The organism is Saccharothrix obliqua (assembly GCF_019375475.1).
Lineage (GTDB): Bacteria > Actinomycetota > Actinomycetes > Mycobacteriales > Pseudonocardiaceae > Actinosynnema > Actinosynnema obliqua.
In genome coordinates this window covers 398,660-425,564 of record NZ_JAHXGQ010000005.1, presented here as the reverse complement: position 1 = coordinate 425,564, position 26,905 = coordinate 398,660, and the positions used below count along the sequence as shown (strand labels likewise).

Below are 26,905 nucleotides of genomic sequence, written 5' to 3'. Positions count from 1 at the left end.
GGGAATACTGTCAATATTGACCGGGCACCGCACCTCGGGTGCGAGTGAACTCACTCGAAGAGACGAGTCAACTGTCAACGCCCCTCCCTCCGCCAGGTGGCCGCACCGCTCAGCGGACCCGCGAAGGGCGCGCCAGCGGTGACGTTCTGGGCCTGTGGCAGGACCACGAGCAGGTCTGCTACCTGGAACAACGGCATCGAGACGGCCTGCTGCCAGAGCACCGGCTCGACCCGGGCCAGCGCGTCGGACAACAGCAGCCCACCGGACAGCGCGTCGTCGATCGTGGGCTGGACGGACTGATCGCAGAAACCGGACAGATTCGCCGGAATGGGTGTACCGGAGTCCGCCTCGGCGGTGCGGCAGCCGAATGCGGAGGCGAGCACGGCGGTCGAATCACCGGTGTCGACGCGGGGCACGACGGCAATGTCGATCGGCTCGGCGTTGGTTGTCGCGGTGCCGGAAAGATCACGTCCGAACAACTGATTGCCGGGCGTTGTCAGGAGCCGTCCGGCGATTCCGGACAATGCCAGTTGGCGTTGCACCTGGCTCGCGACGGTGACGTACGGCTCGATCCCGGCGGGTGCGGCGATGGTGAGCGTCAGCGGTTTGCCGTCCCGCGCCCACTGGCCGTTCTGCTGGGTGTAGCCGGCGTCGGTGAGCAGCTGGGCGACCGGCGCCGGGTTGGGCTGGTAGGCGGGCTGGTAGCCGGTCTTCGTGGGCGGCACGACCTGCGAGTCCGCGCGGAGCCGGGCGGACGGCCCGTTGCGCGAGCCGAGGGCGACCAGCTCGTCCCGGTCCAGGGCGTTGAACACGGCCTGCCGAACCCGGACGTCCGCGAGCTGCGGCGCCGCGGGTCTGGCCAGCAGCGTCACCACCTCGGGCCGGGGCACGACGGACGTTGTCAGGCTCGTTGTCCGGCCGAGGTCACCGATGTCTTTCAACGCGATCGCGTCCGCCCGGAGCAACGCGGCCTGGTTGTCGCCGGACTTCAGCGCCTCGATGGTGTTGTGCTGGCTCGCCCGGCGCAGCACCACGCGGTCGAGCGCGGCGGGTCGCTCCCAGAACCGGTCGTTGCGCTCCAGGATGATCTCGCCACGCGGCTGGTCGAGGGTGCGGACGGCGAACGGCCCCGCGCTCGCCGGGAAGCTGTCGGCGAGCGCCGCGGCCCACCCGCCCGGCGCGTCCTTGAGCAGGTGCGCCGGCAGCAGGTTGGTGAACAGGCTCCGCCAGCCCGGGTAGGGGCTGCGGAACACCACCTCGACCACCTTGCCGCCCTCGCGGGACGCGATGTCCGAGATCAGCCGGTAGCCGGCCGGGTCCACCACGCCCGGCTCCTCGCGCATCCGCTCCCAGAGGTAGACGAAGTCCTCGGCGGCGATGGGCGCGCTGTCCGACCAGGACGCGTCCCGGCGGATGGTGTAGGTCACCGTGTACGGCTCGGCCTTCGTCACCTCGGCGCTCACCAGCAGGTCGAGGTCGATGCGGGGCGTGCCGTCGCCGTTGGTGCGGAACGCGCTGGGCAGCAGCAGCGACGACAGGGCCGTGGTGACCGTCGACTGGGCGGCGAGGGTGTGCGGGTTGTAGCCGCCCTTGACCTCGTCGACGCCGACGACGACCTCGTTCAGCTTCTCCTTCGGCACGACCGTCATGCCGGGCGTGGAGGGCACCAGCGGTGGCGGCGGGGTGATGGAGCAGGCGGACAGCGCGAAGAGCGCGACCACCGCACCGACGGCAGCGCGCACACGCGTCCCCCCAGACCGAATCATGCGCACGAGGGTGCCAGACGGTTCGGGCAGGTTACCGGGGACCCCAGGCTTCACGTACCTGGGACGGGCCCGGCCGCGCCCCGGTTGGCCGCTGTGGCGATCCGCACGATCGGGTGATGGCACGCGAACGCCCCCCGCCGGCGGGCGGCGGGGGGCGTTCGCGGTGGTCCGGGGCGTCAGCCGCGCAGCTTGGCGCGGTTGCGCTCGCGCCCGCGCTGGTTGGCGTCCAGGGTCACCTTGCGGACCCGGACGACCTCGGGCGCGACCTCCACGCACTCGTCGGCGGCGCAGAACTCCAGCGCCTCCTCCAGCGACAGCTTGCGCGGGCGGGCCAGCGTCTCCATCACGTCGGCGGTCGACGTGCGCATGTTCGTCAGCTTCTTCTCGCGGCAGACGTTCACGTCGAGGTCCTCGGCACGCGGGTTCTCCCCGACGACCATGCCCTCGTAGCTGTCCGCGCCCGGCTCCACGAAGAACGTGCCGCGGTCCGCGAGCTGGATCATCGCGTACGCGGTGACCGAACCCGCCCGGTCGGCGACCAGCGAGCCGTTGTGCCTGGTGCGGATCTCGCCCGCCCACGGGCCGTAGCCCTCGGCGACGGCGTTCGCGATGCCCGTGCCGCGCGTCTCGGTGAGGAACTCCGTGCGGAAGCCGATCAGGCCGCGCGACGGCACGACGTAGTCCAGCTTGATCCGGCCGGAGCCGTGGCCGGACATGTTCTCCATCCGGCCCTTGCGGTTCGCCAGGAGCTGGGTGATCGAGCCCAGGTGCTCCTCGGGCGCGTCGATGGTCAGCCGCTCGAACGGCTCGTGCACCTTGCCGTCGACGGTCTTCGTCACCACCTGCGGCTTGCCCACGGTCAGCTCGAAGCCCTCGCGGCGCATCTGCTCGACCAGGATGGCCAGCGCCAGCTCACCGCGGCCCTGCACCTCCCAGGTGTCGGGGCGCTCGGTGGGCAGCACGCGCACCGACACGTTGCCGACCAGCTCCGAGTCCAGGCGGGCCTTGACCAGGCGGGCGGTGAGCTTCGTGCCGCCGCCGCGACCCGCCAGCGGCGAGGTGTTGACGCCGATGGTCATCGAGATGGCGGGCTCGTCGACGGTGATCCGGGGCAGCGGCTCCGGGTTGTCCACGTCGGCCAGCGTGTCGCCGATGGTGATCTCCGGGATGCCCGCGATGGCGACCAGGTCGCCCGCGTGCGCCTCCTCGGCGGGCACGCGCTCCAGCGCCTCGGTGATCAGCAGCTCGGTGATGCGCACCTTGTGCACCGAGCCGTCCTCGCGGCACCAGGCGACCGTCTCGCCCTTGCGGATGCGGCCCGCGGCGATCCGGCACAGCGCGATGCGGCCGAGGAAGGTGGACGCGTCGAGGTTCGTCACCAGCGCGCGCAGCGGCGCGTCGGCGTCGCCGGTCGGCGCGGGGATGTGGTTGAGCAGGACCTCGAACAGCGGGTCGAGGTTCTCCTCGGCGGGCAGGTCGCCGTCCGCGGGCTGGGTCAGCGAGGCGCGACCGGCGCGGGCCGAGGCGTAGACGACCGGCAGGTCCAGCACGGAGTCGTCCGCGCCGACCTCGGTGGCCAGGTCCAGCAGCAGGTCGTGCGCCTCGTCCACGACCTCGGAGATCCGGGCGTCGGGGCGGTCGACCTTGTTCACCACCAGGATCACCGGCAGGCCCGCGGCCAGCGTCTTGCGCAGCACGAACCGGGTCTGCGGCAGCGGGCCCTCGGAGGCGTCGACGAGCAGCACGACGCCGTCCACCATCGACAGGCCGCGCTCCACCTCGCCGCCGAAGTCGGCGTGGCCGGGGGTGTCCACCACGTTGATGGTCACCACGCCGTCCGGCGTGTGCCGGCGGACGGCGGTGTTCTTGGCGAGGATCGTGATGCCCTTCTCGCGCTCCAGCTCGCCGGAGTCCATCACCCGGTCAACGGGTTCGGCGCGTTCGGAGAAGGCGCCTGACTGGCGCAGCATGGCGTCGACGAGAGTGGTCTTGCCGTGGTCAACGTGCGCGACGATCGCGACGTTGCGCAGGTCGTGGCGGACCTGCGTTTCCTTGATCGACGCGGTGGCCGTGGGCACGCGGAACTCCTAGAGCTGTTCGTCGAGGATGGGCAGGCGCCGGGAGTTGAGATCGCGCGCAGCCATCGGACAGCCTACCGGGCCGACCGCCATTACCACACACGTGCACGGGGTGAGGTCAACCTCACCCCGTGTGCGCGCACGGGTCGACCGCAGCGGATGAAGAGGGGGCCGTCGTTCACCGCAGTACGGCGGAAAGCCGTCCGGTGGCGGAGTGCGGAAAACACGCCGGAAGGCGATCAAGAAAGCGGCGGGCGGCTCGCGGAGCCACGCGGGAATCCGCGCGAACCCGGTTCACCCGGATCACCCGGGTGGGGGTCGACACCGTTGTCCGATTGTGGGTTGTCCGGGGGTTGCCCGACTTGTTCAGGCCAACACGGCTTCGTTGACCTTGGCCAGTTCCGGGGCGGTCTTGGTGGCCTGGAACTCCACCACCCGGTGACGGACCAGCTTCTGCACCGCGAAGGGGTCGGTCGCGAGCAGGGCGTCCAGCTTCCCGCGCGCCATCGGGCGGGCGATGATCACACCGCCGACCCTGGGCACCTGCCGCCCGGAGGCGAGGAAGTAACCGGCTTCGTACTGCTTGTTCAGCCAGTCCACGTGCTCCGGCAAGGCGTAGTCGACTTCGTCCAGCGGCTTGATGTACTCCAGCAGCACGATGTACATAGAGGAAATGTAGACCTGCGACACACGGGTAAAACACGCTATGATCGCGGCTATGCGCACTCTTTACCCGTTCTGGTGGTCCGCCTAGCGGCGGCCGTGAGAACTGTGCGTTGACGAAACGCAGGCCGCCCGCTCCGGGCGGCCTTCGCGTATCCGGGGGCTGGTCGGGCGGGCGCACCTCGAAAGGGAGCCACCATGATCAGGTTGTCCGCCATCACCCCCTCCGGCCAGGTCCAACTGGGCAACTACCTCGGCGCGATCCGCCGGTGGGCGGCCGAGGGCACCGACGAGGACGTGTACTTCATCAGCGACCTGCACGCGATGACCACGTCCCACAACCCGGCGCGATTGCGCTCGTTGACCAGGGAACAACTCGCGGTGCTGATCGCCGCGGGCGTCGACCCGCGGTCCGTCTCCGTCCAGTCCGACCTGGTCCGCGAGCTGGGCGCGCTGACCTGGGTGCTGGAGTGCACCTGCACGTACGGCGAGGCCGCGCGGATGATCCAGTTCAAGGAGAAGTCGGCCGGCCGCTCGTCGGTCCGGTTGAGCCTGCTCACCTACCCGGTGCTGATGGCGGCGGACATCCTGCTCCAGGGCGCGCACGAGGTGCCGGTGGGTGACGACCAGGCGCAGCACGTCGAGCTGGCCCGCGTGCTGGCCCGGCGGTTCAACGGGACGTACGGCGAGGTGTTCGTGATGCCGAAGTCGGTGGTCCCGCCCACCGCCGCCCGGGTCCGCGATTTGGCGGACCCGACCCGGAAGATGGCGAAGACCGCGAAGGACTCGGCGGGCACGGTGTTCGTGCTCGACCCGCCGGACCTGGTGCGCCGGAAGATCCGGCGGGCCGTGACCGACGACCAGGGGGTTGTGCGGTACGCGCCGGACACCCAGCCGGGGGTGGCCAACCTGCTGGAGATCCTCGCCGCGTGCACGGGGAAGACCCCCGAGGACCTGGTCGCCACGGTGAAGGACTACGCGGAGCTGAAGGAGGCCACGGCGGAGGCCGTGATCGAGGAGCTGCGCGGGGTGCGGGAGCGGACGCAGTCGCTGCTGGACGACCCGGCCGAGCTGGACCGGGTGCGCGCGCACGGTGCCGAGCGCACTCGCGAGCGCTGTCGCCACCGCCTCGACGCGGCCCTGCGGATGTCCGGCCTGGGCTGAAGGCCCCGGCCCGACCCTCATCGGCGGCGGGGGTCGGGCCGGGTTCGCCGCCGGGCGCGGCGACCAGGGCACGTCGGTCCGGCGGACAGGCACCCTCGGCCGGGCCGGGCGCGCGGCGGGCAGCCGCGAGCAGCGGGCGGCGGTGCCCCTCCGGTGTGGCGAGCCCGGCGGGCAGCCGCGGGCGGCGGGGGCGGACACCCGGCGTCGGGGAGCGGCAGGCCCTCAGCCCTCGGGTTCCCGCTCCAGCTCCGCGTGCAGGGCGGGCAGCAGGACGCGGTCGGCGGGCAGCCAGTCCAGGCCGCCCAGCTCGGCCGGCGCGACCCAGCGGACCGCCTGGTGGTCCAACGCCCGCGGCTCGCCGGCGGTCAGCTCCGCCCGGTACACCCGCAGCAGCAGGTCCTCCCGCAGCGGCACGTCGGGGCCGAGCGGGTCGGTCACCGCGACGGTCACGCCCAGCTCCTCGGCGCACTCCCGGACCACGGCCGCGCGGTCGTCCTCACCCGGCTCGACGCGCCCGCCCGGCAGCTCCCACCGACCGGCGTGGTCCGCCGGGTAGGCGCGCTGCTGGGCCAGCAGCAGGCCGTCCCGGACGACCGCCGCGCCCACGACCACCCGCGCGCCGACCAACCGCCTGCTCCGCGCGGACACCGCCTCGGCCCGCGCCTGGAGCACCTTCAGCGCCAGGCCGCGCCCCACGATCACGTCCGCCAGCCGCCCGAACGGCCCTCCCGGGCTGGTCCACTCGACGGAGTCGACCACCAGCGTGCCGCCACCGGTGTGCAGCAGGTCGGTGGCCAGCACGAACCTCGGCAGCGGGCCGTCCACCAGCTCCGCCGACACGCCCGTGGTGTCCGCCCTGGTCACCAGCAGCGTCCCGGCGACCGGACCGACCGCGCCCGCGAGCCGCGCGCCCGCGTACAGCACCGGGTCGCCGCTCGCGATCCGCACGCCCAGGCCGCGGGTGGACGCGGCCAGCAGCCGGGCGTCCAGCAACGCCGCGGCGACCGTGCGCAACGGCGCGTCGACCAGCGTGGTCGCTCGAAGCTCGGGCACGGCGCTGATCCTCCCATCACCGGTAGGCGGGCCAGCGAACCTCCAGGCGCGCGCCGCCCTCCGGCGACTCCAGCGCGCGCACCGTGCCGCGCCGCCGCAGCACCAGGTGCGCCACCAGCGCCAACCCGAGCCCGAACCCGCCGGTCGCGCGGCCCCGGTCGGACTCGACCCGGTAGAACCGGTCGAACACCCGCTCCCGGTGCTCGGGCGGGATGCCGTGGCCGTCGTCGTCGACGACCAGCCGCACCTCGCCGGGCGCGGGCAGCACCGAGATCCGGATGAACGTCCGCGCGTACCGGCTCGCGTTGCGGATGAGGTTGTCCAGCACCAGCTCGACCTCGGACTTGGCGGCCTGGATCAGGCACGCCGTCATCGGCGCGTGCACGGACACCAGCAGGTCGCTCGCGGGCAGCCGCTCGGTCGCGGCCTGCGCCTGAAGCACCAGGTCGACCGGTTCGGCGCGGGGCAGCTCGCCGGTGTCCGCGCGGGCCAGCAGGAGCAGGGCGTCCACCAGGTTCGACAGCCGCTCGGACTCCTCCACCACGGACTCCAGCACCTCGATGGAGAAGTCCGGGTCGGGGTGCGCCACGGCGACCTCGGCCTGCGCGCGCACGGACGTCACCGGCGAGCGCAGCTCGTGCGCGGCGTCGCCGGTGAACCGGCGCAGCCGCTCGGTGGCCTCGTCCCGCCGGGCGAGCAGGGCGTTCAACGCCTCGGCGAGGGCCTGCAACTCGTCCCGGGTCGGCGGCACGGGCAGCCGCCTGCCGCGCGGCAGCTCACCGGCGGCGATCCGCATCCGCTCCACCGGCCGCAGCGACGACCGGACGGCGAGCCACGTCGCGGTGCCCACCAGGCCCGCGACCAGCACCGCCGCCACGGCCAACCACCTGGTGCCCAGCTCGTTGGCCTTGCCGTAGCCGACCAGGGTGTCACCCGCGACGTGCAGCCGCGGCGTCCCGTCCGGCGCGAACACGACGCGCCCGTGCCAGCGGTGGGCGCTCTCGCCCTCCACCCGCAGCACCTTCTCCCCCGCCTTGAGCTGCCGGATCTCCTGCGGCGTGAGGTCGGGTCGCGGACCACCGTCCAGCGGTTCGCCCGCGGTGTCCAGCACGCGCACGGCGGCGGTCCGCTCCAGCTCGGCGTCGGTGGCGCTGATCTGCACCATCCCGATCAGGCTCGGCGCGAGCAGGGTCAGCGCGAGCAGGCACAGCAGGGCCACGCCGGTCGCCACCACCGTGATCCGGAACCGCAGGGTGCGGTGCAGCCACCAGCGGCGCGGGTTCACCTGCGGCGGGCGGCGGCGGAGTCCAGGGCCGCGTCCAGGTCGGGGGTGGACGCCAGGTAGCCGTGGCCGCGCACGGTGCGCACCACCTCGCCCGCGCCCATGGCCTCCAGCTTGCGCCGCAGGTACCCGACGTACACCTCGACGGCGTTGCGGGTGGCGGCCTGCTCGTCGCCCCACACGGTGCGCAGCAGCTCGTCCTTCGTCACCACGGAACCGGCTCGGCCCGCCAGCACGTCCAGCACGGCGTACTCGCGCGGCGACAGGCTCACCGGCTCGCCCGCCCAGCTGACCTCGCGCACCGCCCGGTCCACGACCAGCTCGCCGAGCTTGAGCTTGCGCCGCGCCAGGTCGGCCTGGTTGCGCCGCAGCAGCGCCCGGACCTGCGCGACCAGCACCACGAAGCTGAACGGCTTCACCAGGTAGCCGTCCGCGCCGAGGTCGAGGCCGTCGGCCTGGTCCACCTCGCCGTCCTTCGCGGACACCATCAGCACGGGCGTGCGCACGCCTTCCGCGCGCATCCGCTGGAGCACCCGGTAGCCGCTCAGGCCGGGCAGCATGATGTCCAGCAGGACCACGTCGAACGCGCCGGTCAACGCCACCCGCAGGGCGTTGGGGCCGTCGGCGGCGGTGACCACCTCCATGCCCTCCGCGGACAGGCCGCGCTCCAGCGCGCGCCGCACGCCCACCTCGTCGTCGACTACCAGCACCCGTGGCCTCACGCTCCTCAGGATGCCCGGACAGGAGGACAATCCGCGCGGGGCCCTCAGCACGTTCTCAGCGTCGGGGCCGCTCTCAGCGTGATCTCAGCTCGGGGCGTGGAACGTCTGCGGTGTCGGACCGGCACCCGGTCGGCCGACGCCTGTGGAGGAGGGGACATGAACCGGAGAAGGGTGACCGTGGTCGCCGCGGCGGTCGGCGTGGTCGCCGGAGCCGCGGGCCTGGGGGTGCTCGCGATGCCCGCCGGTGCGGGTCCCGCGCCGGTCCTGCCGGACGTGAGCGCGGAGTCCCTGGTGGAGTCGGTGCTGACCGCCCGGCCCGCGGCGTTCGGCGGGTCGGTGGAGGTGGCCAACGACCTGGGCGTGCCGGCGCTGGCCGACGTGCCGCAGCTCGCCGACGGCGAGTCGAAGCTGCGGATGTGGTCCGACGGCGAGGGCCGCGTGCGGGTGCAGCTGCCCGCGGCCGACGCGGAGCGCACGTTCGTCGACGACGGCGAGACCGGCTGGCTGTGGAACTCCGCGGACCAGACCGTGACGAAGCTGCCGCACGGCGCGTCCGCCGAGCCGAAGCTCGACCTCGACCCGGACGGCGAGCAGGTGCCGCCGGACCCGGTCGCGGTGTCCCGCGAGGTCGTGGCGAAGGTCAAGGAGTTCAGCGACGTCGCGGTGGACGGCACGGCCCGCGTGGCCGGTCGCGCGACCTACGAGCTGGTGCTCACGCCGAAGCCGACCGAGCGGACCGTGCTGCGCGAGGTCCGGGTGGCCGTCGACGCCGAGCTGCGGGTGCCGCTGCGGGTCGCCGTGCTGACCAACGGCACGAACAACCCGGCGGTGCGGGTGGGCTTCACCGAGCTGAACGTGGGTCCGCAGGACGCGACCCTGTTCGCGTTCACGCCGCCGCCCGGTGCGAAGGTGGCCGAGCAGCAGCCGACCGGCCCGACCGACGAGGACCGGGCGCTGGCCGAGGGCGCGCTGGCCGAGGCCCGGCCGCAGGTCCACGGCGAGGGCTGGGACGTGGTCATCACCGCCCGGACCCCGGAGAACGCGCTGGCGGGTCTGGCCGAACGGGAGCGCCCCGGCACGCCGGCGGAGGACGAGGTCGACGTCGCGGGCCTGCTCGCGCGGGTCGGCAAGCCGGTCAGCGGCCCGTGGGGCAGCGGCACGCTGATCACCACGCGGATCGGCGGCGTGCTCCTCGCCGACGACGGCCGGGTGGCGTTCGGCGCGGTGCCCGAGCAGGTGCTGACCGAGGCGATCGCGCAGGTCAAGTGACCGCCGCGACCGCGTCGAACGACGCAGGGGGTAGAGCCGGATGACCACCTCGACCAGCACGCCGGCGGAACGTGCGGACGACGTCACCGCACCGGCCCTGGCCGCGCGCACCAGGGGGCTGCGCAAGGTGTACGGCCGGACGGTGGCGGTGGACCGGGTGGACCTCGACGTGCCGCGGGGGGCGGTGCTCGGGATGCTCGGGCCGAACGGCTCGGGCAAGACCACCACGATCCGGATGCTGCTCGGGCTCGTGCGGCCGACCGAGGGGGAGGTCGAGCTGCTGGGGAGGGCGTTGCCCGACGGCGCCGCCGCCGCGCTGCCGCACGTCGGCGCGCTGGTCGAGGGACCCGGTTTCCACCCGTTCCTGACGGGGCGGGAGAACCTGCGGCGGGTGGCGGCCTTCGAGCCGCTGCTCGCCACCGGCGACATCAAGCGGGCGGTGGAGGACGCGTTGGAGCGCGTCGGCCTGGCCGCCGCCGCGCACCGGCGTTACCGGGGGTACTCGCTGGGCATGAAGCAGCGGCTCGGCCTGGCCGCCGCGCTGCTGGTGCCGCGGGAGCTGATCGTGCTGGACGAGCCGACCAACGGGCTCGACCCGGCGGGCACGCGCGAGGTGCGCAACGTGATCGCCGAGCTGCGCACGGGCAGCACCACCGTGGTCGTGTCGTCGCACCTGCTCAGCGAGATCGAGGCGACCTGCACGCACGTGGCGGTGCTGCACCGCGGCACGGTCGTCGCCCAGGGCGGCCTCACCGAGCTGCTCCAGGCGGAGAGCAGCGCGTTGCTGGTCACCACGCCGGAGTGGGTGCGCGCGTTGAACGTGCTGCGCGACGCCCGGATCTCGGCACGCGCGGCGGGCGGGGAGAGCCTGCGCGTCGAGCTGATCGGCACCACGCCGCCTGCCGTGCTGGAGGCGCTGGTGAAGGGCGGTATCCCGGTGTGGGAGGCACGCCGGCAGCGCACCGGGCTGGAGGAGCTGTTCGCCCGGCTGACCGAGGCCGAGGAGGCCGAGGAGGGTCTGTCCGCGGTGGACACCGTCGAGGAGGGGGCGCGATGACCAACCCGGTCGTGACGCGGGCGCCGCTGGGCAGGCAGCTCCGGTCCGAGCTGCGCTGGATCGTGCGCAGGCCGCGGACGGTGATCGGCCTGTCGGCGTTGTGCCTGGTGCCGGTGCTCGCGGGCATCGGGCTGTGGTTCGCGGTGGACGGCGACGGACCCGCCGGTCCCGGCCTGGCGGCGATCATCGCCGGCAACGGCCTGGTGCTGCCGGTGTTCACGTTGTTCCTGGCGCTGCCGCTGCTGCTGCCGCTGGTCGGCGCGATCTGGGCGGCGGACGGCCTCGCGGGCGAGGCCCAGCACGGCACGTTGCGCGGGTTGCTGCTGTCGCCGGTCGGCCGGGTCCGGCTGCTGGCGATCAAGGCGTTCGGCGTGGCGACCATGACGTTGGCGGCGGTGGCGTTGCTGGCCGTCGTCGGCGCGGTGGTGGGCGTGGTGTTGTTCGGCGGGCAGGGGATGCTGACGCTGTCCGGCAACACGCTGCCGGTCGGTGCCGCGCTCGGCCGGATCGCGTTGACCGTGCTGCTGGTGACCGTGCAGGTGTGGGGTGTGGCGGCGATCGCGATGGCGATCTCGGCGTGCACCGAGCACCCGCTGGTGGTGATGGCGGCGACCATGGCCGGTGTCATCGTGTCCGGGGTGCTCGGCGTGTTCAGCTCGCTGGACTGGCTCCACCCGTACTTGATCACGTCGGGCTGGAACAAGCTGGTCGACGTGATGCGCGACCCGCTGCCCACCGGGGAGCTGTGGCACAGCACCGCGCTCGCCGGGTGCTACGTGCTGATCGGGCTGTCGCTCGCGGCCATGCGGTTGGCCACCAAGGACAGCTAGTGGTGTTCCTGGAGACGGAACGAGTGGTCCTGCGCCGCTTCACCCCCGCCGACGAGGGTCCGCTGGTGGCGATGCACGGTGACCCGGAGGTGATGCGGTACCTGGAGGGCGGCCGACCGCTGGACCCCGCCACCACGCGGCGCGTGCTGCTGCCCCGGCTGCTCCGGGTGGACGGCTGGTGGGCGGGCGTGGCGAGGGCGTCGGGCGAACTGCTCGGCGCGTTCGAGTTCCGCACCACCGACGACGGCGTGCGCGAGCTGGGCTACCGCCTGCGCCGGGCGCACTGGGGCGCGGGTTACGCCACCGAGGTCGGGCGCGCGTTGGTGGCGCGCGGTTTCCGCGAGCTGGGTGTGCGCCGGGTGTTCGCCACGGCGCTGGCGGTGAACACGGGTTCGCGCCGGGTCCTGGCGAAGGTCGGCCTGCGTCACCGGCGGACGTGCGTGGTGGACTGGCCGGACCCGATCCCCGGCTCCGAGCACGGCGAGGTCGAGTACGACCTGACGGCCGAGGAGTGGGCCGCCCGGTGCCACCGCCCCGCTCTCAGCCACCGCCGATGACGGCGACCCCGTCCGCGTCGACCGCCAACCGCACCCGGTCACCGGGCTCCGGCGGCGCGGACACCGGGGCCACCGCCTCGAACTCGCCCTCGAACCCGGCCACCCGCACCAGCGACCGGACGTGGTCGCGGCGGTGCGCGCGGGTCAGGACCTCCGCCTCGAACGGGCCGTCCGGGTCGACGCGCAGGGCCGTCGCCCGCAGCCCCACCCGGTGCGCCACGCCCACCAGCCGCCGCGCCGGCTCGGGGTCGAGCACCACGCCGCAGCCGAGGAACCGGGCGGTCTCGACGTCCACCGGCGCACGCCACACCCGCGCGGGCGGGCCGACCTGGCGCACGCGGCCGGACCGCATCACCGCCACCCGGTCGGCCAGCGTGAACGCCTCGTCGTGGTCGTGGGTGACCACCAGCGCCGTCGCACGCGCCTCGCGCAGCAGCCGCGCCAGGTCGTCGGCGAGCGCTTCCCGCAACGCCCGGTCCAACGCCGACAACGGCTCGTCCAGCAGCAGCAGCCGGGGCCGCGGCGCGAGCGCACGCGCCAACGCCACCCGCTGCTGCTCGCCGCCGGACAGCTCGGTCACCCTCCGCCGCTGGTAACCGGCGAGCCCGACCAGCTCCAGCAGCCGCGCCACCCGCTCCGCCCGCTCGTCCTGCGGCACGCCACGCATCCGCAGGCCGAACGCCACGTTCCCGGCCACGTCCCGGTGCGGGAACAGCTGGCCGTCCTGGAACACCAGGCCGAAACCACGCCGGTGCGGCGGCGTGCCCGCCAGGTCCTCACCGTCCCACGTCACGGAACCCGCGGCGGGCGTCAGCAGACCCGCGACGGCACGCAGCAACGTCGACTTGCCGCACCCGGACGGACCCAGCAACGCGACCACCTCGCCGCCGCCGACCGCCAGGTCCACTTCGGACACCGCTTCGACCGCGCCGTACCGGACGCTGATCCCGTTCAGCCCCAACGACATCTAGAACTCCCCACCCGCGGGCACGCGCAGCCGCTCGATCAGCAGCACGGCCACCGTGGTCACCACCATCAGCAACGCGCACGCCGCGTAGGCGAGCTGGCTGTTCAACTCGCCGGGCCGACCCATGAGCCGGGCGATCACCACCGGCAGCGTCGGCGCGTCGGGCCGGGCCAGGAAGCTGGTCGCGCCGAACTCGCCGAGCGCCACCACGAACCCGAAACCCGCCGCCGCCACCAGCGACCGGGCCGCCAGCGGCAGGTCCACCTCCCGCCACACCCGCCACGGGCTCGCGCCGAGCGACGCCGCCGCCTGCCGCAGCCGCTCGTCGACGGCACGCAGCACGGGCAGCACGATCCGCACCACCAGCGGCGTCACCACCAGCGCCTGCGCCAGCGGCACCAGCAGCGGCGACGTGCGGAAGTCGCCGGGCAACGCGTCCATGGTGACCAGGTAGCCGAAGCCGACGGTCACCGCCGACACGCCCAGCGGCAGCATCAGCGCCGTGTCCAGGACCTCGCCGAGCCACGACCCGCGCCGCCGCAACCCGACCAGCACCACCGCCGACAGCACGCCGACGACGAGCGCGACCAGCGTGGCGTCGGTGGCGACGCGCACCGAGTTCAGCGCGGCCTGCCAGCCGGACACGGCGAGCGTGCCGCGCTCACCCGTGCCGGCGAGCGCGCGGTACCCGGCGAGGCTCCACCCGTCCGCCGTGGCCAGCGAGCGCACGACCAGGCCCACCACCGGCACCAGCAGCGCGCCGACCACCAGCCACGCCGCCACGACCGCGGCCCACTCGCCGCCGACCGGTCGCCGGGTCGGCTCGACCCGCAGCGGCAACGCCCGTTCCCGCTTGCGCCGGGCCGCGCCGCCGAGGAGCAGCACCGCCACCACGGCGGCGAACTGGAGCAGGGACAACGCCGCCGCGCCGGACAGGTCGAACAGCTCGACCGTGCGCAGGTAGATCTCCGTCTCCAGGGTCCGGTACCGCGCGCCGCCGAGCACCAGCACCACGCCGAAACTGGTGGCGCAGAACAGGAACACCACCGACGCGGCCGAGCCGATCGCGGGTGCGAGCGCGGGCAGCACGACCGACGTGAACGCCCGGGTCCGGGATGCGCCCAGCGCACGCGCCGCGTCCTCGGCACGCCGGTCCACCCGCGCCCACAGGCCGCCCACGGTCCGCGCCACCACGGCCACGTTGAAGAACGCGTTGGCCAGCACGATCGGCAGCACGCCGCCGTCCGGCCACAGCGCCCGGAACGCGAGGCCCACCACCACGGTCGGCAGCACGAACGGCACCATCACCGCCGCACGCACCACACCGGCGCCACGCACCCGGCACCGCGCCAGCAGGAACGCCACCGGCAGCCCCGCGAGCAACGCCAGCGCCGTCGCGCCCGCCGCCTGGCCGAGCGTGAACCCGACCAGGCCCCACGTGCCGGGCTCGGTCAACGCACGCCACACGCCGCCCTCGGCGAACCCCAGGCCGACGATCGCGGCCACCGGCCAGGCGAAGAAGACCCCGAGGAACGCGATCGGCAGCAGCGCGGCGAGCGTCCAGCCCGACCTCAGCCCTGCACCAGGGAACGCCACTGCTGGACCCACTGCTCCCGGTTGGCGTCGACCCGGTCCGCGGGCAGCGCGCGTGCCTGCGCGGGCAGCGGCGCGGCCTTCGCCCACGCCTCGGGCAGGGCCACGCCCTCCCGCGACGGGTAGACGTACATCTGGCCCGGCACGTCGGCCTGGAACTCGGCCGACAGCAGGAAGTCCACCACCGCGCGGGCGTCGTCGGGGTTCTTCGCGCCGTTCAGCACACCGGCGTACTCGACCTGGCGGTAGCACGTGTCGAGCAGCGCCCTGGTGCGCGGGTTGCCGTCCTCGCCGATCTCGGCGGACGGCGAGGATGCGTAGGACACCACGGCCGGGCGCGGACCCCGGCCGCTGGAGCCGGAGAAGTCCTGGGTGTACGCCTCCTCCCAGCCGCTGACCACCTTCACGCCGTTGGCCTTCAGCCGCGACCAGTAGTCCTGCCAGCCGGACTCGCCGAACTCGGCGACGGTGCCCAGCAGGAACGCCAGGCCCGGCGAGGACGTGGCCGGGTCCTCGACCACCAGCAGGTCCTTGTACTTCGGGTCGGCCAGGTCGGCGTAGCTCCTCGGCTCGCCCTTGTCCTTGAACGCTGCCACGTCGACGTTCACGCACACGTCGCCGACGTCCACCGCGTGCAGCCGGTTCGGCGGGTCGATCCGGTAGCGCTGCGCGCCCCGGTCCGCCTCGGGCGACGCGTACTCGGCGAACACGTCCTCCTTCAGCGCGCGGGACGCGAAGGTCGAGTCGACGCCGAACGCCACGTCGCCGAGCGGGTTGCCCTTGGTGAGCACCAGCTTGTTGGTCAGCTCACCCGCGTCACCGGACGCGAGCGTCTTGACCGTGATCCCGCTCTTGGCCCGGAAGGCGTCCAGGACCTCCGGCGACACGGCGAACGAGTCGTGCGTGAGCACCGTCACCACGCGTTCGCCCGGCGGCGCGGGGTCGTCGACCGTGACCGAGCACGCGGTGAGCGCGATCCCGGCGAGGGCGGCGGTCAGGACACGTCGCAACATCATCTCTCCCTACACCGGCATTACCCGGATCAGGTGGGGACGGTCGAGGGCCTGCGTGCCCTCCTCTCAGCCCGGCGCAACACCGGACTCCCGTGGCGAACGCGCAGCTTACGCCACGCGGTGGCACCATCTGGCACATGGCCGAGCTGCTGACCGACGACCAGGTGACCGCCGCCCTCGCCAAGCTGCCCGACTGGACCGCGCGGGGCGGCGCGCTGGTGCGCACCGCCGAACTCCCGAGCTTCCCGCACGCCGTCCAGGTGGTGAACCGGGTCGCCGAGATCGCCGAGAACGACCACCACCACCCGGACATCGACATCCGCTGGCGCATCCTGACGTTCCGCTGCCGGACGCACTCCAGCGGCGGGATCACCGCGCTGGACGTGTCACTTGCCGGCGAGATCGACGGCGTGCTCGACGCGCTCGGGTGACCGGGTGCGCAGCACGACGGCGATCGTGACGAGGGTGAGCAGGCCCGCCGCCGGGTACACCCAGCCGAGCAGCGCCAGGTGCCACGGGCGCGGGATGATCCAGATCGACTCCTGCGCGATCAGCAGGAACGAGATCAGGTAGCTGCCGATGGCGAGCACCCACGCCCACGCCGCGACGGCCGCGAGCCGGTGCCGCACGCCGTAGCAGAGCCACATCAGCGCGGGCACCGCCCACACCCAGTGGTGGCTCCACGAGATCGGCGACACCAGCAGGCCGAGGAACTGCACGGCGACCAGCATCGCGAGCGTGTCCTTGGCGCGCGCTGCGGCGTGCAGCGCCCACCCGGTCAGCGCCGCCGCGACCACCGCGGCCACCAGGAAGACCGGCCCGGTCTCCACGTCGTAGCCGACCGTGCGGGACAACGCGCCGCGCAGCGACTGGTTGATCGCCGAGCCGACCGGACCGACGCGGGTCGCGTCGCCCAGCAGCTCGAACCAGAACTGGTTCGACTGGCCCGGCGTCACGAGGTAGCCGATGCCGACCGTGCCCGCGAACGCGGCGATCGACCACGCGGCGGCCTTGAAGTTCCGGGTGACCAGGAAGTAGAGGCCGGAGATCGCCGGCGTGAGCTTGACGCCCGCCGCGACGCCGACACCCGCGCCCGCCGCCCACGCCCGCGTGCTCACCATCGTGCCGAGCAGCAACGCGGCGAGGAGCAGGTTGACCTGGCCGTAGTTGAGCGTGGTGCGGACGGGTTCGACCCAGACGAACAACGCCGTCCACAGCATCGCCCGCCGGGGGTCCCGGCTGCCGACCAGGTGCAGCGACTTGCGGACCAGGAACCACAGGCACGCGAGGCTCAGCAGCTGCCAGAACCAGCGCGACGCCTCCCAGGAGAGCAGCGACAGCGGCAGGAACGCGATCGCCGCGAACGGCGGGTACGTGAACGGCAGCGCGAACTGGTCCGAGAACTCGGACAGCCGCCACTGGTAGAGGTTGCCGGAGAACAGCTCGGGCGAGCCGTTGCGGTAGACCATCAGGTCGATCATGGTCATCTGCGTCTGGAACGCCACCATCACCAGGTGGCCCGCCAGCGAGAGCCCGAACAACCACGGCGCGACGGTGAGGACCCGGGCCTCCAACGCCCTCAGGTTCACAGCCAGTACCTCCACGATCGTGTGAATTGCGCGACTGTCGGGCTACGAAACCGGGTACCCGTACGTCAAGACGAGTGGGAGATCAACGCAAGGGGAATCGCATGACCGCCGACATCGTCGTGTTCACCGTCGCCGCGCTGCTGATGCTGGCCACCGCCGGGGGCGTCTTCGCCCTGGCGCGCCACAGCCGCAACCACGTGCGCTGACGTCGGCACCGGCCGACGTGACGACCGAAGGGCCTTCCGGAGCATCCGCCCGGGAGGCCCTTCCTCCGTCCCCGGCTCAGACGTTGAACCGGAACTCCACGACGTCGCCGTCCACCATGACGTAGTCCTTGCCCTCCATGCGGACCTTGCCGGCGGCCTTCGCGGCGGCCATCGAGCCGGCCGCCACCAGGTCGTCGAAGGACACCACCTCGGCCTTGATGAAGCCGCGCTCGAAGTCGGTGTGGATCACGCCCGCCGCCTGCGGCGCGGTCGCGCCCCGCGGGATGGTCCACGCCCGCGACTCCTTCGGGCCTGCCGTCAGGTAGGTCTGGAGGCCCAGCGTGTGGAAACCCGCGCGGGCCAGGGCGTGCAGGCCCGGCTCGTGCTGGCCGATCGACTCCAGCAGCTCGCGGGCCGACTCCTCGTCCAGCTCCAGCAGCTCCGCCTCGACCTTGGCGTCCAGGAACACGGCGTCCGCGGGCGCCACCGACTCGCGCAGCTCCTTGATCCGCGCCTCGTCGGTGAGGACCGCCTCGTCGGCGTTGAAGACGTAGAGGAACGGCTTGGCGGTGAGCAGGCTCAGCTCGCGCAGCAGCTCGCCGTCCACCTCGGACCGCGCGGCGAACAGCGTGCGCCCGGAGTCGAGCACCGCGCGTGCCTTGAGGGCGGCGTCCAGGGCGGGGCGGCGGTCCTTCTGGGTCCGCGCCTCCTTCTCCAGCCTGGGCACGGCCTTCTCCAGCGTCTGGAGGTCGGCGAGGATCAACTCGGTGTTGATGGTCTCGATGTCGGACGCGGGGTCCACGCGGCCGTCCACGTGCACCACGTCCGAGTCGTCGAAGACCCGGATGACCTGGCAGATGGCGTTGGCCTCGCGGATGTTCGCGAGGAACTTGTTGCCCAGCCCGGCGCCTTCGGACGCGCCTTTCACGATGCCCGCGATGTCGACGAACGACACCACGGCGGGCACCTCGCGCTCGGAGCCGAAGATCTCCGCCAGCTTGCCGAGGCGGGCGTCCGGCAACGGCACCACGCCGACGTTCGGCTCGATGGTCGCGAACGGGTAGTTCGCCGCGAGCACGTCGTTGCGCGTGAGGGCGTTGAACAGGGTGGACTTGCCGACGTTGGGCAGGCCGACGATACCGAGGGTCAAACTCACGGGTGGTGAGTCTACGCGCCCGGGTGTCGTGTCCGATTTCCGCGAGAACGCTGGTGCGGACGGTGGCACAGTGACTGTCGTGCTGGTCGACACCGAACGCGCCTACCGGGCCGTCGCCGCCCGCGACGCCCGCTTCGACGGCTGCTTCATCCTCGCCGTGCGGACCACCCGCATCTACTGCCGGCCGTCGTGCCCGGCGGTGACCCCGAAGCGCCGCAACGCCGAGTTCTACCCGACGGCCGCCGCCGCGCAGGCGGCGGGGTACCGGGCGTGCCGCCGCTGCCTGCCGGACGCCGTGCCGGGTTCGCCGGAGTGGAACCTGCGGGCGGACCTCGCGGCGCGGGCCATGCGGCTCATCTCGGACGGCGTGGTGGAGCGGGAGGGCGTGCCGGGCCTGGCCGCCCGGCTCGGTTACTCGGAACGCCACCTGACCAGGGTGCTCACCGCCGAACTCGGCGCGGGTCCGCTGGCCCTGGCGCGGGCGCACCGGGCGCACTCGGCGCGGCTGCTGATCGAGACCACGGACCTGTCGCTGACCGAAGTCGCGTTCGCGGCCGGGTTCGCGAGCGTGCGGCAGTTCAACGACACGATCCGGTCGGTGTTCGCGGCCACGCCGTCGGCGTTGCGGGCCAAGCGGAGCGCGCCGGGCGCGGCCGGCCGCATCGTGCTGCGCCTGCCGTACCGGCCGCCGTTCGACGCGGCGGGGCTGCTCGGGTACTTCCGGGCGTCGGCGATACCCGGCGTGGAGCACGTCACGGACACCACGTACGCGCGGTCGCTGCGACTGCCGCACGGCCAGGCGACCGTGATCCTCACGCCCGCCGCCGGGTACGTGTCGTGCTCGCTGCGGCTGACCGACCTGCGTGACCTGGGCAGCGCGGTGAACCGGGTGCGCCGCCTGCTGGACCTGGACGCGGACCCCCGGGCGGTGGACGAGTTCCTGGGCGACGACCCGACCCTGCGGCCCCTGGTCGCGGCGCGGCCGGGCGTGCGGCTGCCGGGCAGCGTGGACGGCGCGGAGACGCTGCTGCGCGCCCTCGGCCACACGTCGCCCGGCGAGGCGCTGGACGTCCCGGACGGCCCGGTGACCCACCTCTACCCCGCGCCGTCCGCGATCGACTCGCCGGTGGCGGCGGCGCTCGCGGACGGCTCGCTCGTCGTGGACGTGGGTCGCGACACCGACGACCTGGAAGCGGAGCTGGCGGCGTTCCCCGGTGTCGGCCCGGACATCGCCCGGTACGTCGTGATGCGCGTGCTCGGCGCGCCCGACGTGCCGTTGCACAACGACAACGCGGCGTGGCGCCCTTGGCGCTCCTACGCCGCCATGCACCTGAGGAGGAGCGCGTGAGCACCGCATTCGCGTCCACTGTGGACACACACATCGGCCCGTTCACGGCCGTCGTCGCGCCGGACGGCGCCGTGCTGGCCAGCGGCTGGACCGCGAGCACCGACGACCTGCTGCCGCAGGTGTCGCCGTCGCTGCGGCCTGCCGAACTCGTACCGCGCCGCGACCTGGGCCTGATCACGCGGGCGGTGCGCGACTACCACGCGGGCGCGCTGGACGCGATCGACGAGGTGCCGGTGCGTCAGCGGTCCGGCGCGTTCATGCAGCGCGCGTGGGAGGCGTTGCGCACCGTGCCCCCGGGCAAGCCGGTCAGCTACGCGGACTACGCGCTGCTCGCGGGCAGCCCGACGGCGGTGCGGGCGGCGGCGAGCGCGTGCGCCCGCAACGCGGCCACGCTGTTCGTGCCCTGCCACCGCGTGATCCGGACCGGCGGCGCGATCGGCGACTTCCGCTGGGGCGTCGACGTGAAGCGCCGGCTGCTCCACCACGAGGACCCCGCACCCGCCCGCCCCTGATTTTTCGTTGGCCGCACCGGTTCCCGCGGGTTTCCTGGACGGCATGGTGTTGATCGGGGTGGAGAACATCGCCACGCCCAAGTGGGCGCGGATGGGTCGGCAGGCGGCTTCGGTGAGCCTCGGCAAGGCGTTGCGGAGCCTGCCCGCGGCGATCCGGGTGGTGCTGCGGCTGGCGTGGCGCACGTCGCCGCGGCTGACGCTGGCCGCGGGCGTGGTGCACGTGCTGTCCGGCTGCGTCACGGCGTTCGGCCTGCTGGCGACGGCGGACGTGTTCACGGCGCTGCTGCGGGAGGGACCGACGCCCGCCCGCGTGACCGCGTCGCTGCCCGCGCTCGCCGTGGTGGTCGGGTCGTACGCGGCACGCGCCCTGCTGGACGCGGCCGTCGCGGCGGTGGAGGGCTCGCTGCGCCCGCGCGTCACGCGCGCGGCCAACGACGAGGTGACCGCCGTGCTGGTGCGGGCGGAGCTGCTGGCGTTCGAGGACGCCGACTTCCGCGAACTGGCCCGCCAGGGCGGGCGCAACGGCGTGCGAAGCCTGGAGAGCAGCCTGCGGTACCTGGCGGACCTGGTGTCGTCGTGCGTCACGGTCGTCGCGGCGGTGGTGGCGGTGGGGCTGCTGGACTTCTGGCTCGCGCCCGCCCTGCTGCTGGCGGCCACCGCGAACGCCTGGGCGTCGGCACGCGTGTCGAAGCTGCGTTACCAGCACTTCCTCGACTCCGTGACGCGCAACACCCGCAAGAGCGTCGTGGAGGACGTCGCGACCGGGCGGGACTTCGCGCTGGAGCGGCACGCGTTGACGTTGCAGGAGCGGCTGCTCGCCGAGCACCGGCGGATCGCGGACTCGCTGGTGGGCGACGAGGTGCGGATGGCGCACCGGACCAACCTGGTGCGGCTGGCGGGCCGGGCGATGGCGGGTGTCGGCACGGGCGTGGCGTACGGGGTCCTGGTGTTGCTGCTGCACACCGGCGGCATCGAACTGGCGCTGGCGGGCACGGCGCTGCTCGCGATGCGGACGGGCTTCTCCTCGCTGGGCACCACGACCCGCGCGGTGAACTCGCTGTACGAGGACTCGTTCTACATCGACTTCTACCGCCGGCTGCTGGCCGAGGGCGCGGAGCGGGCGCAGGGCTCGACGGGCACGCGCCCGCCCACCGACCCGGAGCTGATCGCGTTGGAGCACGTCACGTTCACCTACCCCGGCAAGGGTGCGCCGGCGCTGGACGACGTGAGCCTGACCGTGCGGCGGGGCGAGGTGGTCGCGCTGGTCGGCGAGAACGGCTCCGGCAAGACCACCCTGGGCAAGGTGCTGACGGGCCTGTTCCCGGTCACGTCGGGCGTGGTGCGCTGGGACGGCGTGGACCTCGCGGAGGCCGACAAGACCGCCGTGCACTCGTCCATCGCGGTCATCGCGCAGGACCCGGCGCAGTGGCCGATGACGGCACGCCGCAACGTCACCGTCGGCCGGCTGGACCGCGAGGACGAGGACGCGTGGCGGGACGCCGTCGCCAAGTCCGGCGCGGACGAGGTGCTGGCCACCCTGCCCGACGGCGCGGACACCGTGTTGTCGCGGCGGTTCAACGACGGGCAGGACCTGTCCGGCGGGCAGTGGCAGCGGATGGGCATCGCGCGCGGCATGTACCGGGACGCGGCGGTGCTGGTGGCCGACGAGCCGACCGCGGCGCTGGACGCCAAGGCCGAGGCACGGGTGTTCGAGGGCCTGCGGCGGGCGACCGAGCGGCGCACCACCGTCCTGGTCACGCACCGGCTGGCGAACATCCGCAACGCCGACCGCATCGTCGTGCTGGACCGGGGCCGGATCGTGGAGCAGGGCACGCACGAGGAGCTGATGGCACGACGCGGCCACTACGCCGAGCTGTTCGAACTCCAGGCCGCCGCGTACCGGGGCGACCTGCTGACGCGCCCCGCCCCGGCGAACTGAGCGGTGCGGGTCAGGAGGTGGTCTCCAGCGACGAGCCGCCACGTGCCTTGCGCACCCGCAGCCGGGTCGGGATGCGTCGGCGCAGCTCCTCGACGTGCGACACGATGCCGATCACCCGGCCGCCGGCCCGCAGCTCGTCCAGGGTGTTCATGACCAGTTCGAGGGTTTCGGCGTCCAGGGTGCCGAAACCCTCGTCGATGAACAGCGTGTCCAGCACCGCGCCGGCCGCGACCACGTCGGACAGGCCGAGCGCGAGCGCCAGCGACGCCAGGAACGACTCGCCGCCGGACAACGTCTTCGCGGGCCGCCGCTGCCCCGAGTAGTCGTCCAGCACGTCCAGGCCCAGGCCGCCCCTGGTGCCGCGCGGACCCGCCTCGACGGAGTGCACGAACCGGTAGCGGCCCTGGCTCATCCGCTCCAGGCGGGTGCTCGCGGCGACCGCCACCTCCTCCAGGCGGGCGGCCAGCACGTAGGTGCGCAACGTCATGCGGTCGGTGTTCTGGCCCATGCCGTTGATCACGTCGGTCAACGCGTCCAGCTCCGCGAACTCGGCGGCGACCGGTTCCAGCTCCGCCCAGGCGGCGGTGAGCCGGGCGGCCAGGTCGCTCGCGCGGGCGGCGCGCCGGGCGGCGTCGGCCCGCGCGTTGGCCGCCTGCTCGGCCTGGTCCTGCGCGGCGCGGTAGCGGGCCTGCGTGCCGGCCACGTCGACCTCGGCGTCCGGGTCGACGTCCGTCAGCTCGGCCAACACCGACTCCGCGCGCAGCCGCGCGTCCTCCACCTCGCGGACGCGTGCCTCCAGGTCGGCGACGGCGTGTTCCGGGCGGGCCGCGGCCAACGCCTCGGCCACGTCCGCGAAACCCGCCTCGGCCGCCAGGCGCGCGACGTCGACGCGGTGCTCGGCGAGCCGTTCCCGCTGCTCGGCGACGGCGGCGCGGCGGTCGGCGAGCGCGGTCAGGGCGTCGGCCAGGTCCAGCAGGTGGGCACGCCGGGTGGGCACGTCCGGGAAGTCGCCACGTGCCTCGGCCAGCAGGTCGGCGCGCTCGCGGACGGTGTCGGCCAGCTCGCGGCGCGCCGCGACCAGCTCGGCCGCCTCCCGCTCCAGGCCGGAGCGCTCCGCCGTCGCGGCCTCGACCCGGCGCTCCAGGTCGGCCAGCGCGGCGGCGTGCTCGGCACGCCGGTCGGCCAGCGCCGCCAACGCGCGGTGCTCGGCGACCAGCGCCGCCGGGTCGTCGTCGCCGACCGACTCGCGCAGCACGGCCACCCGCGCCGCCGCGTCCCGGTCCGCCCGCTCGGCGGCGGTGCGCCGGTCCAGGGCGGCCTGCTCGGCGGTCGCGGCGGCGTCCTCGTCGGCGGCCGTCACCGCGGTGGCGGCGGCCGGCGCGGGTCGTGGGTGGTCGGTGGCACCGCAGACCGGGCACGCGTCACCGGCACGCAACGACGCGGCCAGCTCCGCCGCCATGCCGTCCAACCGCTGCTGCCGAACCCGCAGCAGCACGTCCTTCGCCCCCTGGTGCGCGTCCACGGCGGCCCGGCGACGCTCCTCGGCGACCCGTGCCGCCGCCACCGCGCCGGGCAGCTCCCGAGCCGCCGCCGCCCGGGCCGCGACGGCCTCCAGGCGAGCCGCGGCCACCGCCGACCCCTCGACGGCCGACCGCGCGGCAGCCACCCGCTCCGGCGCCGCGGCCAACGCGCTCACCAGCCGGTCCAGCCGAGCCGCCACCTCCTCGGCCCGCCGCGCCAACTCGGCGACCCGCCGCTCGTCCACCCGCTGCCGCTCGGCCTCGGCGACGAGCCGGGTGAGCCCACCCGCCTCCTCCCGACACCGCTCGGCAGCGGCCCTCGGGTCGGCGCTCAGGTAGCCGGACCCCGCGGCGCCCGCGTCCGCACCGAACGCCGCCGCGGCGTCGGCGGCGGCGCGCTCGGCCGCCTCGGCCGCGGCCAACGCCCGTTCCAGCTTCCGCACGGCCTCCTGCGCGGGCACGACCACCGCCGCCCGGCGGGCGGCGTCGCGTTCCCGCACCCACGCCACCCGGCGCGGCTCGGCCGCCGCGCACCGGGCCAGCTCGTCCCGCGCGCCACGCACCCGCCGCACGCGCTCCGCCAGCTCCTGGGCCTGCCGCCACGCCGTCTCCGCGCGCCCCCGCGCACCGGCCGCCGTCTCGGCCTGCCGCCGCGCGTCCCGCTCGACCTCGGCGAGCTGCTTGAGCAGCGAGCTGAGCCACTCCGGGTCACCGTCCTCGGGCGGTTCCTCGCCCGCCGCCTCCGCGACCCGCTGCACCAGGTCCCGGTTGGCCCGCGCCAGCTCGTCCAGCTCGCGCCGCCGGTCCCGCCGCCGGTCCCGGAACCAGCGCTCCACGTCGAGGAACCGCTCCGTCCCGAACAGCCGCTCCAGCAGCTTCTCCCGCTCGGCCGTCTCCGCGCGCAGGAAGTTCGCGAACTCGCCCTGCGGCAGCAGCACCACCTGGAAGAACTGCTCCGCGGTCAGGCCGAGCAGCGACTCCACCTCGCGAGCCACGTCGTCGATCCGGGTGTGCCCCTCGCCGTGCCACCCGTCGAGCCAGGTCAGCGACGCCTTCGCGGGCTGCCGCGTCACGCCCTCGCCACGCTTCTTCGGCCGGTCGTACTCGGGGGCCCGCACCACCCGGAACCGCCGACCGCGCACGGTCAGCTCCAACGACACCTCGGTCGGCGTGTCCCGGTCGGCGTAGTCGCAACGCAGCCGCTTCACCTGGCCGCGCGCGCCCGGCACCTTCCCGAACAACGCGAACGCCACGGCGTCGAGCAACGTCGTCTTGCCCGCGCCCGTGTCGCCGTGCAGCAGGAACAGGCCGTCCGCGCCGAGCAGGTCGAAGTCGACCTCCTCCCGGCCCGGGTACGGCCCGAACGCGCTGACCGCCAGCCGGTGCAGCTTCACCCGTCCCCCTCCCGCGCGGCGGCGGCGATGGCCGCGCGCAGCAGCGCCAACTCGCGCTCGGCGGGCGGCTCACCACGCACGTCCTCCACGAAGCAGCAGGCGATCTCCTCGTCGTCGCGGCCCCGGACGCGGTCACCGAACCGCAGCTCACCGGTCCGCCCGCCCTCCGGCCGCCACTCCACGTGCACCGCGTGCGGGAACCGGACCTGGAGCCTGCGCAACGCGTCCAGCGGCCGGACGCGGTCGGTCAGCACCACGGACAGGAAGTGCTGCTCCACCGGCGTGTGGTCGGGGTCGAGGAGCAGGTCGTCCAGGCGACCGCCGAGCGTGGACAACGCACGCGGCACCGGCAGCAGCCGCCGCTCCGCGCCCGCCAGCCCCTCCGGGCCCAGCTCGACCAGCCACACCGACTTGACGTGCCGCGCCTCGGAGAACGAGTACGCCACCGGGCTGCCCGAGTAACGCAGGTGCTCGGCCAACGTCTGCTGCCCGTGCAGGTGCCCGAGCGCCACGTAGTCGAAGCCGTCGAACACGCCGCCCGGCACGTCCTGCACCCCGCCGACCGCGATCGTCCGCTCCGAGTCGCACGGCTCGCCGCCGGTCACGAACGCGTGGGCCAGCACCACCGACCGCGTGCCGCGGGCCGCCACGTCCGCCCGGACCCGCCGGACCGCCTCGGTCAGCACGGCCGCGTGCCCGCGCTCCGCCACGCCCAGGGCGTGCCGCGCCGTCTCCGGCTCCAGGTACGGGATGCCGTACACCGCGACCGGCCCGTCCGCGTCCGGCACCAGCACCGGTTCGGCCAGGTCCGCGATGCGCGTGCGCAGGTGCAGCCCGCCCGCCGCGGCGAACCCGCCGAACAGGCCCAGGCGTGCCGCCGAGTCGTGGTTGCCGGGCGTGACGACGACCCGCGCGCCGGCGGCCCTGATCCGCTCCAGCACGCGCGTGCACACGGCGACCGCTTCCGCGTTGGGCACCGCCCGGTCGAACAGGTCGCCCGCGACCACCACCACGTCGACGCGCTCGTCGGAAACGAGGTCGGCCAGCCCGCCGAGCACGGATTCCTGCTCGACCAGCAGGTCGCGGCCGTGGAACGTCCGTCCCACGTGCCAGTCGGACGTGTGCAGCAGCCTCACGCCGGCACACGCTAGGGGCGCGGGTGCGCCACGCCCGCCATCCGACTCGGCGTGTCGCTCGAACGTGTGATCGGGCCGACGTGCGCGATGA

General features: G+C 74.0%; 22 protein-coding genes. 9 read left to right on the top strand and 13 right to left on the bottom strand.

Annotated elements, in window-relative coordinates; translation table 11 throughout:
• Positions 1-74: 74 nt before the first annotated feature.
• The 3 genes from KZQ38_RS18805 to KZQ38_RS18795 all read right to left on the bottom strand — a co-directional run bounded on the left by KZQ38_RS18805 (position 75) and on the right by KZQ38_RS18795 (position 4,510).
• Entirely contained in the window at positions 75-1,721 is a 1,647-nt protein-coding gene (locus KZQ38_RS18805; RefSeq protein WP_308258466.1) for an ABC transporter family substrate-binding protein, read from the bottom strand.
• Between the two features lie 221 nt (positions 1,722-1,942).
• Entirely contained in the window at positions 1,943-3,844 is a 1,902-nt protein-coding gene (gene typA / locus KZQ38_RS18800) for a translational GTPase TypA (RefSeq protein WP_219443398.1), read from the bottom strand.
• A 366-nt stretch (positions 3,845-4,210) separates the two neighbouring features.
• Complete coding sequence (locus KZQ38_RS18795) at positions 4,211-4,510, bottom strand: YciI family protein (protein ID WP_219443397.1); 300 nt, start codon at positions 4,508-4,510, stop codon at positions 4,211-4,213.
• A gap of 195 nt (positions 4,511-4,705) precedes the next feature.
• Between KZQ38_RS18795 and trpS the strand changes: the two genes are divergently transcribed.
• A complete protein-coding gene (gene trpS / locus KZQ38_RS18790; RefSeq protein ID WP_219443396.1) occupies positions 4,706-5,671 on the top strand; it encodes a tryptophan--tRNA ligase in 966 nt (321 codons plus the stop codon).
• 222 nt (positions 5,672-5,893) lie between these two features.
• Here trpS and KZQ38_RS36310 read toward each other — a convergent pair whose 3' ends face one another.
• From KZQ38_RS36310 to KZQ38_RS18775, 3 genes are read right to left on the bottom strand one after another with little or no spacing between them, the layout of a single operon-like run.
• A complete protein-coding gene (locus KZQ38_RS36310) occupies positions 5,894-6,724 on the bottom strand; it encodes an NUDIX domain-containing protein (protein ID WP_308258465.1) in 831 nt (276 codons plus the stop codon).
• 16 nt (positions 6,725-6,740) lie between these two features.
• Positions 6,741-8,009 (bottom strand): sensor histidine kinase, encoded by a 1,269-nt coding sequence (locus tag KZQ38_RS18780; protein ID WP_219443395.1) that lies wholly within the window; start codon positions 8,007-8,009, stop codon positions 6,741-6,743.
• On the bottom strand, positions 8,006-8,728 hold the full coding sequence (locus KZQ38_RS18775) for a response regulator transcription factor (protein WP_308258464.1): 723 nt from the start codon (positions 8,726-8,728) through the stop codon (positions 8,006-8,008). Before KZQ38_RS18775 ends, KZQ38_RS18780 begins: the two co-directional genes overlap by 4 nt.
• Positions 8,729-8,884: 156 nt before the next feature.
• Here KZQ38_RS18775 and KZQ38_RS18770 point away from each other — a divergent pair, with 156 nt between their 5' ends.
• The 4 genes from KZQ38_RS18770 to KZQ38_RS18755 are packed head-to-tail and all read left to right on the top strand — an operon-like array spanning position 8,885 to position 12,441.
• Positions 8,885-9,997: a LolA family protein gene (locus KZQ38_RS18770; protein ID WP_219443394.1), complete on the top strand. Its 1,113-nt coding sequence runs from the start codon at positions 8,885-8,887 to the stop codon at positions 9,995-9,997.
• A 40-nt stretch (positions 9,998-10,037) separates the two neighbouring features.
• Complete coding sequence (locus KZQ38_RS18765; RefSeq protein ID WP_219443393.1) at positions 10,038-11,054, top strand: ABC transporter ATP-binding protein; 1,017 nt, start codon at positions 10,038-10,040, stop codon at positions 11,052-11,054.
• Positions 11,051-11,884, top strand: coding sequence for a DUF2705 family protein (locus KZQ38_RS18760; protein ID WP_219443392.1), 834 nt, complete (start codon positions 11,051-11,053; stop codon positions 11,882-11,884). Before KZQ38_RS18765 ends, KZQ38_RS18760 begins: the two co-directional genes overlap by 4 nt.
• Complete coding sequence (locus KZQ38_RS18755; protein WP_308258463.1) at positions 11,884-12,441, top strand: GNAT family N-acetyltransferase; 558 nt, start codon at positions 11,884-11,886, stop codon at positions 12,439-12,441. The genes KZQ38_RS18760 and KZQ38_RS18755 overlap by 1 nt, the downstream gene beginning before the upstream one ends.
• On the opposite strand, the gene KZQ38_RS18750 is transcribed toward KZQ38_RS18755, so the two are convergent.
• From KZQ38_RS18750 to KZQ38_RS18740, 3 genes are read right to left on the bottom strand one after another with little or no spacing between them, the layout of a single operon-like run.
• Positions 12,425-13,408, bottom strand: a complete 984-nt coding sequence (locus KZQ38_RS18750) for an ABC transporter ATP-binding protein (RefSeq protein WP_219443391.1) — start codon at positions 13,406-13,408, stop codon at positions 12,425-12,427. The two genes, KZQ38_RS18755 and KZQ38_RS18750, sit on opposite strands and share 17 nt — an antisense overlap.
• Entirely contained in the window at positions 13,409-15,004 is a 1,596-nt protein-coding gene (locus tag KZQ38_RS18745) for an ABC transporter permease (RefSeq protein WP_372452253.1), read from the bottom strand.
• Positions 14,980-16,014, bottom strand: a complete 1,035-nt coding sequence (locus KZQ38_RS18740; RefSeq protein WP_219443390.1) for a thiamine ABC transporter substrate-binding protein — start codon at positions 16,012-16,014, stop codon at positions 14,980-14,982. The genes KZQ38_RS18745 and KZQ38_RS18740 overlap by 25 nt, the downstream gene beginning before the upstream one ends.
• A gap of 137 nt (positions 16,015-16,151) precedes the next feature.
• Here KZQ38_RS18740 and KZQ38_RS18735 point away from each other — a divergent pair, with 137 nt between their 5' ends.
• Complete coding sequence (locus tag KZQ38_RS18735) at positions 16,152-16,445, top strand: 4a-hydroxytetrahydrobiopterin dehydratase (protein ID WP_219443389.1); 294 nt, start codon at positions 16,152-16,154, stop codon at positions 16,443-16,445.
• Here the strand turns inward: KZQ38_RS18735 and KZQ38_RS18730 are convergent.
• Positions 16,401-17,603 (bottom strand): mannosyltransferase, encoded by a 1,203-nt coding sequence (locus KZQ38_RS18730; protein WP_219443388.1) that lies wholly within the window; start codon positions 17,601-17,603, stop codon positions 16,401-16,403. The genes KZQ38_RS18735 and KZQ38_RS18730 overlap by 45 nt on opposite strands.
• Positions 17,604-17,885: 282 nt before the next feature.
• Positions 17,886-18,965 (bottom strand): redox-regulated ATPase YchF, encoded by a 1,080-nt coding sequence (ychF, locus tag KZQ38_RS18725; RefSeq protein ID WP_219443387.1) that lies wholly within the window; start codon positions 18,963-18,965, stop codon positions 17,886-17,888.
• Positions 18,966-19,044: 79 nt separating this feature from the next.
• Between ychF and KZQ38_RS18720 the strand changes: the two genes are divergently transcribed.
• From KZQ38_RS18720 to KZQ38_RS18710, 3 genes are read left to right on the top strand one after another with little or no spacing between them, the layout of a single operon-like run.
• Positions 19,045-20,313 (top strand): bifunctional transcriptional activator/DNA repair enzyme AdaA, encoded by a 1,269-nt coding sequence (locus KZQ38_RS18720; RefSeq protein ID WP_219443556.1) that lies wholly within the window; start codon positions 19,045-19,047, stop codon positions 20,311-20,313.
• Positions 20,310-20,825 (top strand): methylated-DNA--[protein]-cysteine S-methyltransferase, encoded by a 516-nt coding sequence (locus KZQ38_RS18715; protein ID WP_219443386.1) that lies wholly within the window; start codon positions 20,310-20,312, stop codon positions 20,823-20,825. Before KZQ38_RS18720 ends, KZQ38_RS18715 begins: the two co-directional genes overlap by 4 nt.
• Before the next feature lie 7 nt (positions 20,826-20,832).
• Entirely contained in the window at positions 20,833-22,764 is a 1,932-nt protein-coding gene (locus tag KZQ38_RS18710) for an ABC transporter ATP-binding protein (protein WP_257901652.1), read from the top strand.
• Between the two features lie 10 nt (positions 22,765-22,774).
• On the opposite strand, the gene KZQ38_RS18705 is transcribed toward KZQ38_RS18710, so the two are convergent.
• Entirely contained in the window at positions 22,775-25,678 is a 2,904-nt protein-coding gene (locus KZQ38_RS18705) for an AAA family ATPase (RefSeq protein WP_219443385.1), read from the bottom strand.
• Entirely contained in the window at positions 25,675-26,814 is a 1,140-nt protein-coding gene (locus KZQ38_RS18700; protein ID WP_219443384.1) for a metallophosphoesterase family protein, read from the bottom strand. Before KZQ38_RS18700 ends, KZQ38_RS18705 begins: the two co-directional genes overlap by 4 nt.
• Positions 26,815-26,905 lie beyond the last annotated feature (91 nt).